Source organism: Rhizobium sp. BK650 (assembly GCF_014195325.1).
Classification (GTDB): domain Bacteria; phylum Pseudomonadota; class Alphaproteobacteria; order Rhizobiales; family Rhizobiaceae; genus Rhizobium.
On record NZ_JACIBK010000008.1, the window covers coordinates 1 to 12,633 of the forward strand.

11 protein-coding genes are annotated in these 12,633 nt (G+C 58.7%); 5 read left to right on the forward strand and 6 right to left on the reverse strand.

Annotated features, from left to right (window positions below; translation table 11 throughout):
- Positions 1 to 589: hypothetical protein (locus tag FHX15_RS30785; protein WP_210290780.1), on the reverse strand; the 589-nt coding region annotated here is incomplete at its 3' end.
- 164 nt (positions 590 to 753) lie between these two features.
- On the opposite strand from FHX15_RS30785, the gene FHX15_RS19255 reads away from it, so the two are divergent.
- Positions 754 to 915: a hypothetical protein gene (locus FHX15_RS19255; RefSeq protein WP_246779002.1), complete on the forward strand. Its 162-nt coding sequence runs from the start codon at positions 754 to 756 to the stop codon at positions 913 to 915.
- Positions 916 to 1,069: 154 nt separating this feature from the next.
- Here FHX15_RS19255 and FHX15_RS19260 read toward each other — a convergent pair whose 3' ends face one another.
- Entirely contained in the window at positions 1,070 to 2,833 is a 1,764-nt protein-coding gene (locus FHX15_RS19260; protein WP_184399937.1) for a glucan ABC transporter ATP-binding protein/ permease, read from the reverse strand.
- Positions 2,834 to 3,151: 318 nt separating this feature from the next.
- On the opposite strand from FHX15_RS19260, the gene FHX15_RS19265 reads away from it, so the two are divergent.
- The 3 genes from FHX15_RS19265 to FHX15_RS19275 all read left to right on the forward strand — a co-directional run bounded on the left by FHX15_RS19265 (position 3,152) and on the right by FHX15_RS19275 (position 8,215).
- Positions 3,152 to 3,892 (forward strand): LuxR family transcriptional regulator, encoded by a 741-nt coding sequence (locus FHX15_RS19265; protein ID WP_184399939.1) that lies wholly within the window; start codon positions 3,152 to 3,154, stop codon positions 3,890 to 3,892.
- A gap of 117 nt (positions 3,893 to 4,009) precedes the next feature.
- Positions 4,010 to 7,474, forward strand: coding sequence for a pyruvate carboxylase (gene pyc / locus FHX15_RS19270; RefSeq protein WP_184399941.1), 3,465 nt, complete (start codon positions 4,010 to 4,012; stop codon positions 7,472 to 7,474).
- A 168-nt stretch (positions 7,475 to 7,642) separates the two neighbouring features.
- Positions 7,643 to 8,215: an NADPH-dependent FMN reductase gene (locus tag FHX15_RS19275; protein WP_184399943.1), complete on the forward strand. Its 573-nt coding sequence runs from the start codon at positions 7,643 to 7,645 to the stop codon at positions 8,213 to 8,215.
- 43 nt (positions 8,216 to 8,258) lie between these two features.
- Here FHX15_RS19275 and FHX15_RS19280 read toward each other — a convergent pair whose 3' ends face one another.
- The 4 genes from FHX15_RS19280 to FHX15_RS19295 form a co-directional block, all read right to left on the reverse strand.
- Positions 8,259 to 9,020 (reverse strand): amino acid ABC transporter ATP-binding protein, encoded by a 762-nt coding sequence (locus FHX15_RS19280; RefSeq protein ID WP_184399945.1) that lies wholly within the window; start codon positions 9,018 to 9,020, stop codon positions 8,259 to 8,261.
- Positions 9,017 to 9,697 carry an amino acid ABC transporter permease gene (locus FHX15_RS19285; RefSeq protein WP_184399947.1) on the reverse strand — a complete coding sequence of 227 codons (681 nt, stop codon included), beginning with the start codon at positions 9,695 to 9,697 and terminating at the stop codon, positions 9,017 to 9,019. The genes FHX15_RS19280 and FHX15_RS19285 overlap by 4 nt, the downstream gene beginning before the upstream one ends.
- Positions 9,698 to 9,800: 103 nt before the next feature.
- Positions 9,801 to 10,574: an amino acid ABC transporter substrate-binding protein gene (locus FHX15_RS19290; protein WP_184399949.1), complete on the reverse strand. Its 774-nt coding sequence runs from the start codon at positions 10,572 to 10,574 to the stop codon at positions 9,801 to 9,803.
- 154 nt (positions 10,575 to 10,728) lie between these two features.
- Complete coding sequence (locus tag FHX15_RS19295; RefSeq protein WP_312861862.1) at positions 10,729 to 11,598, reverse strand: DMT family transporter; 870 nt, start codon at positions 11,596 to 11,598, stop codon at positions 10,729 to 10,731.
- A gap of 211 nt (positions 11,599 to 11,809) precedes the next feature.
- On the opposite strand from FHX15_RS19295, the gene FHX15_RS19300 reads away from it, so the two are divergent.
- Positions 11,810 to 12,586 (forward strand): DeoR/GlpR family DNA-binding transcription regulator, encoded by a 777-nt coding sequence (locus FHX15_RS19300; protein ID WP_184399953.1) that lies wholly within the window; start codon positions 11,810 to 11,812, stop codon positions 12,584 to 12,586.
- Positions 12,587 to 12,633: the final 47 nt, after the last annotated feature.

Sequence of the window (12,633 nt, forward strand, 5' to 3'; positions counted from 1 at the left end):
TGTCGCAACACGATATGACAAGCTCATGCTCAACTTCGCCGCAACTTGCTACATCGCCGCCATCGTCATTTGGTGGACTTGATTGAGTCTGGAGCCTAAAGTCATGAAGCCGGCGGTCGAAGAGGCTGCCGGCGTTTTCTTTTCCACGCGATGTTAGGTGAGCGGCTAAAGCTGGCTCTATTTTCGGAAGCTCGATGGGGCATGGTGCTGCAATATCCGCGATGACGACCTCATAGCCGCTTTCGGTCCTCGGCTCACTCATGCTGGCAAATTCGTTGTATGTGCCGAGACGGCGGTCGGCATAGCCACGAAGACGACCTGAGCTCCGAGCTGCCAGGCGCGACAGTAAGTCATGAAGACCACTATGAGCCATCAGGAATGGATCGGATATGCGCCACGCTCCATTTTGGCTCGTAGAGGCAATGCCAATGAAATGGAGACCTTCGAACTCAAGGATGCGACAGGAGATATCCTCGCTCGGACAGGTCGAATGCATCTTTGCGTGACAGTATTTCAAACTGAAAGGTAGATTATGAGACCGCAGCGAAAGCCGTTCGTTGCCGAGATCAGGAAGACGAAGCACTTTCACCGCAAAACGGCTTCTGTTGAGGCCAATTGCCCGGGCATCAAGATGAAGACAAGGACGACAAACCGATAGTCAGCCTGACTATCCGGAGGGAGGGGGCGCGTGATGGTTAGGCGATATATCCTCACGAATATTTTCTGCTCGATGCCGCAAAGGCAGATGGTCCCGTGGTCAGTCATCGTCGCAGCAAGCTGATCGCTGACGTGGTTATCGACAAGAACGGCTGCCGCCATCGCTTCGTCGGCGTTGCTGCCAGGGATCGCGGCGGCAGGCTTGATGTCATGTCGCTCAAACGGGGCGAATGGATCGTTTCAGCTGATCTTGTCTAGGAAAGAGCGGCTTGAATGTAGAGCCTCTCAGGGCGTCGGTCGGCAGTGGCGGTGACGATGTCTGCATCCCAATGTTTCACGTGGAATCTTATCCAACAAAAAAGCCGGAAGGATATCGCCCTTCCGGCTTTTCATTATTTCCGCTCGAAGCCGATCAGGCAGCTTCAGTCGTATGGGCCTTGCGAACTTCGTCGTCCGTCAGGATGCCGCTAGCACGCAGCAGGGCAGCGAAGCGGCCGTTGGAGTGGCTGAGCTCGTCGAAGCTGCCATTTTCGACGATACGACCATTGTCGAGGAACAGCACCATATCGGCTTCGCGTACCGTCGAGAGACGGTGGGCGATGATGAAGGTGGTGCGGTTCTGACGCAGGTTGTCAATCGCAGCCTTGACGCGGGCTTCCGTCTCGACGTCGAGCGCGGAGGTCGCTTCGTCCAGCACCAGGATCGGCGCATCCTTGAGGATGGCGCGGGCAATCGCGATGCGCTGGCGCTCACCGCCGGAAAGCTTGTTGCCGCGCTCGCCGACATGCGTATCGTACTGCTCGTCGCGGTTTTCGATGAAGTCGGCAGCGGCAGCGGCTTCGGCGGCGCGGCGCATGTCTTCTTCCGAGGCATTCTCGCGGCCCAGGCGGATATTGTCGCTGATCGAGCGGTTCAACAGGCCTGCATCCTGGAAGACGGTGGCGATATAGCGGCGCAGCGATTTGCGCGTGACCTTGCTGATATCGGTGCCATCGACGAGAATTTGGCCACTCTGCGGATCGTAAACACGCTGCAGCAGGTTGACGAGCGTCGTCTTACCGGCGCCGGTCGGACCTACGATCGCGACCGTCTGGCCGGCCTTCACCTTGAAGGACACGTTGTGCAGGCCTTGCGAGCTGTTGGCGAAGCCGAAGGAGACGTTATTGAATTCGACATCACCTTTGACGTCCTTGATCTCGCCGTTACCGGCCGGCTCTTCGCGTTCACGCACGGAATCTTCCAGACCATAGAAGTCTTCCAGCTTTGAGCGGGCTTCGAAGATCTGCGTGGCGAACTGGCGCATTAGATCCAGGCGCGCGATCAACAGGTTGGCAAAGCCAATGAAGGCAATGACGTCACCGACACGCAATTCGCCGTTCTGGACCAACACGGTACCGATGACGAGCACCACCATCATGGCGATCGTCGAAGCCATGCGGTTCAGCGCGCTGGCGAGAGCCCACCAGTCGAGCACCGGATACTGCGCCTGCAGCAGGCGATCGGCAAAGGACTTCAGCGCGCGGGTCTCAGCTTCGATACGATTGTAGCTATGCAGCACCGAAACGTTGCTGATGGAATCGCTGACATGGCCGAAGACGGTATGGTAGTGGTTCTCGACCGAAGCCTGGCCATCCTTCGTGCGGCTCATGACCACCCGGCCGATAAGCCAGTATGCGATACCGAGCAGGATCAGGACACCGGAGAGACGGTAGTCCATCGAGATCGCGGTCGGTACGAGTAGGACAAGCGCAATTGCCGTCGAAAGATGGTTGCGCATAAATTCCAGCCACAGGCCGAACAGGGTTTCGCAAGCGCGCAGCAACGTATGCAGTGCGTTGGACGTACCCCGCTGGTGGTGCCAGGAAAGTGGCATTGAGATAATGCGACCGAAAGCCTCTGTCAGAAGCGTCGCGCGGCGGCCATGAGCCAGCCTGTCGGCTTCGCGCGCCACAAGGACGAAGGCAATGGTGTTGAAGACGGCAAAAGCCGCCCACATGATGAGGATCGGCTTGACCTCACCCTTGCCGGAAATCGCGTCGATGATACGGCCGAACAGGATCGGCTCGGCGATGGTGATGGCCGCCAATACGATGTTCGCGATAACGACGAGGGATACGCGGAGCTTATAAGCGCCGAGATAGCGCAGAGCCCTTGCATAGACCTTGAATAACGACACGTCGGGACCTCTTTTGCATCTGCGAAAAAACGGGATGGTGAGATGCTACGAAAATCTACCTGAACCGACGATTAACAGGATATTCAGGTTTGGAATCCGGCTTCGAAATTCTTGCGTCTGCGTGATCGTAAAGTGCGATAAGTGACCATAATTTCGAAATTGTTGCTTAGGTATACATCATGACAATTTGCGCTTGCATTCGCTGGAGCGTCTAGCGCACCATCTAATTTGCGAACTGCAATTTTAAGAAGGACCGTTCAGCGGCGGGTCGACAGACGTGTTCCGGCGGCGTCGTTTGTTCGGGCAAGGGGCATTTTTGTGCAAATTCATTCTTTAATTCAATTACTTGTAATTTTAGAGGAAAGTTCCGAAAGCCAACGTGTGGCCGATGAACTTGAACAAGTGATCCGCGGGAGGGGATTCGATTTCTACGGCCTGCTTCGCCATCCCAAGCGAATAGACAACCCATCAGGTGTGATTATGGCCAGCCGATGGCCCGAGGGATGGGCGCATGTTTATGCAGCCAAAAAATACGCACTCGTCGATCCGACGGTGCGGTATCTTGCACATGCACAACGGCCCTTCCGCTGGAGCGACGGGATGGCTGCTTTCAGGGAGGACCCGCATCACCGCCGCATGGAGCAGATGATGGTCGATGCCTACGGTTATGGGCTGGAAGACGGCTATATCTTCCCGATCTATGGGCGAAACGGCATCCTCGGCAGCCTGAGCGTCGGCGGCAAGCCGATTGAACTTTCACCTGCGGAGGTCTCGCTTTTCGAGGCGATCGCCCGCAAGGCCTTCTGGCGGCTGCTTGACATGCAGGGTGAAGCCGCGGTGCTGGAAACGGTGCCGATCAGCGACGCGCAGCTGACCCGGCGGGAGATGGAAATCCTGAACTATCTTGCCGAGGGCATGACTTCGATGGAGATCAGCAAGCATTTAAAAATCTCCAATCATACCGTCGACTGGTATATGAACGGGCTGCAGGACAAGCTGAAGGCAAAAAACCGGCAGCAGGTGGTGGCTCTTGCTTTTCGCTATGGGCTGATTACCTAGATTTTCAGAAATTCCGTCTCGGCGAAGCCGAGGAAATTGAACTTTCCGTAACAGCACGTTAAGAATTCTCTTCGCGGGTGCAGCATGCCCCGTTTTTCGTGCTTTGAGGAGAGTACATTGCCCATATCGAAGATACTTGTCGCCAACCGTTCCGAAATCGCCATTCGAGTCTTTCGCGCGGCAAACGAACTCGGCATAAAAACGGTCGCGATATGGGCAGAAGAAGACAAACTCGCCCTGCACCGCTTCAAGGCCGACGAGAGCTACCAGGTTGGCCGCGGCCCGCATCTTGCCCGCGACCTCGGGCCGATCGAGAGCTACCTCTCGATCGACGAAGTGATCCGAGTCGCTAAGCTTTCAGGCGCCGACGCCATTCATCCGGGCTACGGCCTGCTTTCGGAAAGCCCAGAATTCGTGGACGCCTGTAGTGCTGCAGGCATTACGTTTATCGGGCCAAAAGGCGACACGATGCGCCAGCTCGGCAACAAGGTCGCAGCGCGCAATCTCGCGATTTCCGTCGGCGTTCCGGTTGTGCCTGCCACCGAGCCGCTGCCTGACGATATGGCCGAAGTTGCCAAAATGGCGGCAGCAATCGGTTATCCCGTCATGTTGAAGGCCTCGTGGGGCGGCGGCGGGCGCGGCATGCGCGTCATCCGCTCCGAAGCCGATCTTGCCCGCGAAGTGACTGAGGCCAAGCGCGAAGCGATGGCCGCCTTCGGCAAGGACGAGGTCTATCTCGAAAAACTGGTTGAGCGCGCCCGCCATGTCGAAAGCCAGATTCTGGGCGATACGCATGGCAATGTCGTGCATCTCTTCGAGCGCGATTGCTCCATCCAGCGCCGTAACCAGAAGGTCGTCGAGCGCGCACCCGCGCCATATCTGACGGAGGCGCAGCGACAGGAACTCGCCGCCTATTCGCTGAAGATCGCCGAGGCGACCAATTATATTGGCGCCGGCACCGTCGAGTATTTGATGGATGCCGATACCGGCAAATTCTACTTCATCGAAGTCAATCCGCGCATCCAGGTCGAGCACACGGTCACCGAAGTCGTGACCGGCATCGATATCGTCAAGGCGCAGATCCACATTCTCGACGGCTTTGCCATTGGCACCGAAGAATCCGGCGTGCCGAAGCAGGCCGATATCCGCCTCAACGGCCATGCGCTTCAGTGCCGTATCACGACTGAGGATCCCGAGCATAATTTCATTCCCGATTACGGCCGCATCACCGCCTACCGCTCGGCATCGGGTTTCGGTATCCGCCTTGACGGCGGCACGTCCTATACCGGCGCGATCATCACCCGCTACTATGATCCGCTGCTGGTCAAAGTGACGGCCTGGGCGCCCAATCCACTCGAAGCCATTTCCCGCATGGACCGTGCATTGCGCGAATTCCGCATACGCGGTGTCGCCACCAACCTGACCTTCCTCGAAGCGATCATCACGCATCCGAAGTTCCAGGATAACAGCTACACGACGCGCTTCATCGACTCGACTCCGGAGCTTTTCCAGCAGGTCAAGCGCCAGGATCGCGCCACCAAGCTCTTGACCTATCTCGCCGACGTCACCGTCAACGGTCATCCCGAAGCGAAGGATCGTCCGCGCCCGTCAGAGGATGCGGCCAAACCGGTCGTACCCTATGCAAACGGTGGCAAGGTCCTCGACGGCACGAAGCAGCTTCTCGATCAGCTCGGGCCGAAGAAATTCGGCGAGTGGATGCGCGATCAGAAACAGGTGTTGCTGACCGACACGACGATGCGCGACGGCCATCAGTCGCTGCTCGCCACCCGCATGCGCACCTATGATATTGCTAAAATCGCCAGCACCTATGCGCATGCGCTGCCGAACCTGCTCTCGCTGGAATGCTGGGGGGGCGCGACGTTCGACGTTTCCATGCGCTTCCTGACGGAGGATCCGTGGGAGCGTCTGGCGCTGATCCGCGAAGCGGCTCCCAACCTGTTGCTGCAGATGCTGCTGCGTGGAGCAAACGGCGTCGGCTACAAAAACTACCCCGACAATGTCGTCAAATATTTCGTCCGTCAGGCTGCCAAGGGCGGCATCGATCTCTTCCGCGTCTTCGACTGCCTGAACTGGGTGGAAAACATGCGCGTGTCGATGGATGCCGTGGCCGAGGAGAATAAGCTCTGTGAGGCGGCGATTTGCTATACAGGCGATATCCTCAATTCGGCCCGTCCGAAATATGACCTGAAATATTATACCGACCTTGCCGTCGAGCTCGAAAAGGCCGGCGCGCATATCATTGCGCTGAAGGACATGGCGGGCCTCCTGAAGCCGGCTGCCGCCAAGGTGCTGTTCAAGGCTCTGCGCGAAGCGACCAGCCTGCCGATCCATTTCCACACGCATGATACGTCGGGCATTGCCGCCGCCACGGTTCTTGCTGCTGTCGATGCCGGCGTCGATGCCGTCGATGCGGCGATGGACGCCCTTTCCGGCAATACGTCGCAGCCGTGCCTCGGCTCGATCGTCGAGGCGCTGCGCGGCTCTGAGCGCGATCCGGGTCTCGATCCGGAATGGATCCGCCGCATCTCCTTCTATTGGGAAGCGGTTCGCAATCAGTATGCGGCTTTTGAGAGCGACCTCAAGGGCCCGGCTTCGGAAGTCTACCTGCATGAAATGCCTGGAGGGCAGTTCACCAATCTCAAGGAACAGGCGCGCTCGCTGGGACTGGAGACCCGCTGGCACCAGGTCGCCCAGGCCTATGCCGATGCCAACCAGATGTTTGGCGACATCGTCAAGGTGACGCCGTCTTCCAAGGTCGTCGGCGACATGGCGCTGATGATGGTCAGCCAAGACCTGACGGTTGCCGATGTCGTCAGCCCGGATAGGGAGGTCTCCTTCCCGGAATCTGTGGTTTCGATGCTGAAGGGGGATCTCGGCCAGCCTCCGTCGGGGTGGCCGGAAGCGTTGCAGAAGAAGGCGCTGAAGGGCGAGCAGCCCTATACGGTCCGCCCCGGCTCACTGCTTGATGATGCCGATCTCGATGCGGAGCGCAAGGCGATAGAGACCAAACTTGAGCGCGAGGTCAGCGACTTCGAGTTCGCCTCCTATCTCATGTATCCAAAGGTCTTCACCGATTTCGCGCTGGCCTCGGACACTTATGGTCCTGTGTCTGTTCTGCCGACGCCTGCCTACTTCTATGGTCTCGCCGATGGCGAAGAGTTGTTTGCCGATATCGAGAAGGGCAAGACGCTCGTCATCGTCAACCAGGCGATGAGCGGCACCGACAGTCAGGGCATGGTTACGGTCTTCTTCGAGCTCAACGGCCAACCGCGCCGCATCAAGGTGCCGGATCGGGCACACGGCGCTTCGGGGGCTGCGGCCCGCCGGAAGGCGGAAGCCGGCAACGCCGTCCATGTCGGCGCACCAATGCCGGGTGTCATCTCGCGTGTCTTCGTCGTCCCGGGACAGGTGGTCAATGCCGGGGACGTGCTCGTTTCCATCGAAGCGATGAAGATGGAAACGGCGCTACATGCGGAGAAGGATGGCACGATTTCGGAAGTGCTGGTCAAGGCCGGCGACCAGATCGATGCCAAGGATCTGCTCGTCGTCTATGCCGGTTGAGGAGAAGGCGACGTTTATCTCCGGCATCACCCGATCGTGTTTAGTCGGGCTGTTAAAAAGCTGGTTTTTTTAAGAGTTGGCAGCCTCCCCGCCTTGTCGGGCGAGGAGGCTTTCCCGTAGACTTCGGCTCCCTCATCGCCCTCCCCAAGACCAATCAGGGATCATCTCATGAGCAAGTTGAAGATTGCCGTCATCGTCGGCAGCACGCGTATTGGCCGTTTTGCCGAACATCCGGCCAAGTGGATCGCCGAACTCGTCGGCCAGCGTTCCGATCTCGAAGTCGAAGTTCTCGATCTTCTCGACTATCCGATGCATTTCTTCGGCGAAGAGCGCGCCACCACGGCGGAAAGCGAAACCGCCGAGCGCTGGAAGAAGAAGCTGCGCGAATTCGACGGCTTCATCTTCACTGTCGCCGAATATAACCATGCTCCGACGGCTGTTTTGAAGAACGCGATCGATCTCGGGGAATTCATCCATAAGCCGGTTAGCTTTGTCGGTTACGGCGGCGTCGGTGGCGCACGTGCGGTTGAGCATCTTCGTCTGATCTTCGTCGAAATGAGCGCGGCGTCCGTCAAGACGGCCGTTCATATCTCGTTCGGTGAATATCTTTCTGTCCTCAAGGAAGGCAAGAGCCTCGGCGACTACGCGCATCTGAACGAAGCTGCCAAGAACCTGCTCGATCAGCTGACCTGGTGGGCCAATGCGCTGAAGGCAGCGCGTGCCGTCGTCACGGCCGCCTGATCGGAATTTCTGTATGCCGGGATGTCCGCATCCCGGCATCGCCTCAAATATCGTAAGTATGTGCGGCGTTGATGGTCGAGATGAAGCGCTTGGTGCGCTCCTTTTCCGGCGTATTGAAGATCGCTCTGGCGCTGCCGGTTTCCACCACGCTGCCGGCTTCCAGAAAAACCACGTCATTGGCAATTTTGGAGGCGAGGCGAAGATCGTGGGTCGCCATGACCATGGTCGTGCCCTCGCGGGCAAGCTGGCCCAGCACGTCTACCACTTCAGCTGACAGTTCCGGATCAAGCGCAGACGTCGGCTCGTCGCAGAGCAATACGCGCGGCGAAGGCGCAAGAGCGCGGGCGATTGCCACGCGCTGCTGCTGACCACCTGAAAGTGTCGAAGGCCATGCATCGGTCTTGTGCGCCATTCCGACTTTGGTCAGCAGTTCCATGGCGCGCTCACGGGCCTTTTCCTTCGGCCATTTCAGAACCGTGACCAAGCCTTCCATGACGTTTTCGATCGCCGTCTGATGCGGGAAAAGCTGGAAGTTCTGGAAGACCATGCCGGTCTGGCGGCGGATTTTCTGGATCGCTTGCCAGCCGACGCGCTTGCCGGGCGCGAAGGAGAGCGTCTCTTCGCCGAGGCGGATAGCGCCGGCTGTCGGGATCTCCAAAAGATTGATGCACCGGAGCAGTGTGCTCTTGCCGCCGCCGGACGGGCCGACGAGGGCAGTGACACTGCCTTCCGGAATGCGGATGCTGATGTCCTTCAGGATGACGGCGTCGCCGAAGCGCTTTTCAATGTTGGAAAGCTCGATCATGCATTTGCCTCCAGCATGCCGCCATAACGCGCGAAGCGGCGCTCCAGGCGCACCTGCAGCTGCGAGAGAATGGAGCTCAGGACGAGATAGATGAGGGCCGCTTCGATATACAGGATCAGCGGCTCATAGGTGGTGGCGACGATGCGCTGCGCGGCCTGGAAGAGCTCAGGCACTGTGATGGCGGCTGCAAGCGAAGTGTCCTTGACCAGCGAGATGAAGGTGTTCGACAGCGGCGGCACGGCGACGCGAGCGGCCTGCGGCAGAATAGTGCGGCTCATGGCTTGGCGCCAGCTCATGCCGATCGAATAGGCCGCTTCCCATTGGCCCTTCGGTACCGAAGAGATGACGGCGCGAATGATCTCAGAACTGTAGGCACCGATATTCAGCGTGAAGCCGATCAAGGCGGCCGGAAAGGCGTCGAGCAGAATGCCGATGCTCGGCAAGCCATAGAAGATGACGAAGAGCTGGACGAGCAGTGGCGTGCCGCGGATGACCCAGACATAGAAGCGGGCACTGGCTGCGACGGGCGCCGGACCGAAGAGGCGGGCAATCGCGGTGATCAAACCTAGGATCAGACCGAAAGCGAAGGAAAGCAATGTCAAGGGGATAGTGAAGATCAGCCCCGCCCAGAGGAGCGAGGGGAGCGATTCCGCCATCAGTTGGAGCCAGTGCGGCAAGGGCTTGTCCTCAAGAAAAGAGGCGTCCGGCGAGGGTCGCCGGACGCTTTCTCATGCAGCTATAAAGGATATGGCTGCGGCGCGAAACCGCCGGATTCGGGGCCTACTTCGAAACGTCCTGACCGAAATACTTGTCGGCAATCTTCTTGTAGGTGCCGTCGGCCTTGATCTCGGCGAGCGCCTTGTTGATCGCTGCGAGCAGTTCCGGTTCGCCCTTGCGGATGATGATGCCGGAGTAATCGGCATTTTCCTGCTGGGCGACGATCTTCACCGGTGCGTCCGGCTTGTGCTTCTTGAAGTCGAGGAAGGAAAGGCTGTCGTTGATCGTAGCGTCTGCGCGCTTCGTCAGCACGAGCTGGATCGACTGGTCGAAGCCGTCAGTGCCGACGAGTTCAGCGCCGGCTTCCGTAGCGATCTTGCCGAAGTTGCTGGTCAACGACTGAGCGGACTTTTTGCCCTTGAGATCGGTGAAGGACTTGATGCTGTCGTCTCCGTCGCGGACGATCAGAACAGCCTTGGAGGCGATATAGGGTTCGGAGAAGTCGTACTTCTGCTTGCGCGCATCAGTGATGCCGACCTGATTGATGACAGTATCGTAGCGGTTGGCGTCGAGGCCGGCAATCAGGCCGTCCCACTTGCCTTCGACGAACTGAGCCTTCACGCCGAGCTTGGCGGCGACGGCTTCACCGATCTCGACGTCGAAGCCGACGAGCTTGCCGCTCTCGTCATGATAGGTGAACGGCGCGTAGGTGCCTTCCGTGCCGATCTTGAAGACACCTGCAGACTTGATGGCGTTAAGGTTTTCGCCGGCATGGGCGGGCAGAAGGGCTGCAGCCTGAATGAGTGCAGCGGCGGCCACGGTTTTCAACCAGTTCATTGTTCTTTCCATCCTTGGGAAGAGTGTGCTCGGATGAGCGATACATCGCAGAAAATTGCGGCAACGGGAGCGTAGAAAACTGCAAATAAAAGCGGCAACTGCGAATATTTTTCTCAAGCCGCCGTTCCAGCCATGAATCCGGTTGAAACCGGTATCAGGCCGCGGCGCGACGGCGCAGTCTTTCGCTGGCGATGATGATGAAGCCGGCCCCAAGGATCATGACGGCGCCGACGACAACATTAGGCGTCGGGATGTCGGCCCAGATCAGATAGCCGAGGACGAAGGCCCAGACGAGCGATGTATATTCGAAAGGTGCAAGCACCGAGACCGGCGCCTGACGCATGCCTTCAAAAAGCGCAAACTGAGCACAGCCAGCGACGACACCGGTGCCGACGAGCAGGCCGAATTGCGTCAAGGTTGGAGTGTGCCAGCTATAAATGACGGCGATGCCCGTCATGACGAGGAAGAAGACGTTGGAGACGGCAAGCTGAATGATGGTCTTCTCATGCAGCGAGGTCTTGCGCAGCAGCACCATGGCGGAGGCCCAGAGCACGGCTGCCTGCAGCGCCAGGTAGACCGACCAGGAGATCGTCAGTCCGACGGGATTGCAGGCGATGAGCACACCGATGAAGCCGATGCCGACGGCGAGCCAGCGTGCGGGAGTGACTTCTTCCCGGAGGATGAACCAGGCAAGCACAGTGCCGACGACAGGGGCGGCGTAATAGAGCGTGGTCACTTCGGCGAGCTGCAGGTGGCTTGCGGCGGTATAATAGGAAAGCCAGGCGCAGAGCAGAAGGATGCTCCGGGCGATCATTGGCTTGATGATCGGCGAAGTGAGCGTCTCATGGACGAGTTTGCCGCGACCATAAGCGAGGCAGCCGCCGAGGATAGTGAGGCTGCGGAAAAACAGGATCTGCCAGACGGGGATCGCCGACGTCAAAACCTTGACGATGGCGTCATGAAAGGTGAACGCCATATAGGCTGATGTCGTGAGCACGATGCCCAAGCTGACGGAGTTTTTCACGGGAATGCACCAGAGGCGGGATATGCCAACAGGAATAGAGAATGCCTGATCGATATTCGTGCCCTCACAACCGGTCAATAGGCGAGATTTTGGCCCTGGCAGTAGAGCTTTGTCTCAAAGCGTCAGAAAACGTGCAATCGTGCACATTGCCTGCACGATCATCAGCGTTTATACCTGATTTGAGATTCTGAAAGATTAATTCGGTATAAACATGCAAGATTTCCTGCTGCGTGAACGTCAGACCGTCATTTCCGAGCGGCTCAAGACGCATGGCCGCGTCCTGGCCGCGGAACTGGCAATGGAATTCGGGGTCTCGGAAGACACGGTGCGGCGTGACTTGCGCGAGATGGCCGCAGCGGGCCTTTGCGAGCGTGTCTATGGCGGGGCGTTGCCCGTTTCGCCGGCGCGCGGGAGCCTGAGCCAGCGGATGGGCTTTGCCGCTGACCGAAAGCAGGCTCTGGCACGCGCGGCGGCGCGCGAAATCGCCGCCGGCGCGACGGTTTTCTTCGATGCAGGCAGCACCAATCTGGCCATTGCAAATGCCTTGCCGGCTGATCTCGCGCTAACAGCCGCGACCAATGCGCCGGCGATTGCTGCGGCGCTGATCGAAAAACCCGAAGTCAACGTCATCCTGATCGGCGGTCTGGTCGATCGCCAGACTGGCGGCTCGCTCGGTGCGAAGGCTCTGCGCGATATGGAGCAGCTCTCGCCCGACCTCTGCATTCTCGGCGCCTGCGGTGTCGATCTCGAGGCGGGGCTGACGACCTTCGGTTTTGAGGATGCGGAGTTCAAGCGGTTCGCCACATCCAGGAGCAAGCGGATCATGGTGGCGGCCACATCGGAGAAATTCGGTACAGCCGCGCCACATAGCGTTTTGCCGGTCGCGCATTGCGAATGTCTTGTCGTGGAGCACAACGCGGACGTTGCAATGCTCGGGGAATACCGTGCACGCGGGTGCCGGACGATCATTGCGGACAAGACGGCCTGAAGCCGCTCCGCCTGTTATGGGGATCAGGTAGGCAAGCCTGATTGAGA

Excerpts from the sequence above, each read along its gene's own strand:
- FHX15_RS19275 (WP_184399943.1), top strand. The coding sequence starts at position 7,643 with ATGAGCAAGTTGAAGATTGCCGTCATCGTCGGCAGCACGCGTATTGGC.
- FHX15_RS19280 (WP_184399945.1), bottom strand. The coding sequence starts at position 9,020 with ATGATCGAGCTTTCCAACATTGAAAAGCGCTTCGGCGACGCCGTCATC.
- FHX15_RS19290 (WP_184399949.1), bottom strand. The coding sequence starts at position 10,574 with ATGAACTGGTTGAAAACCGTGGCCGCCGCTGCACTCATTCAGGCTGCA.
- FHX15_RS19300 (WP_184399953.1), top strand. The coding sequence starts at position 11,810 with ATGCAAGATTTCCTGCTGCGTGAACGTCAGACCGTCATTTCCGAGCGG.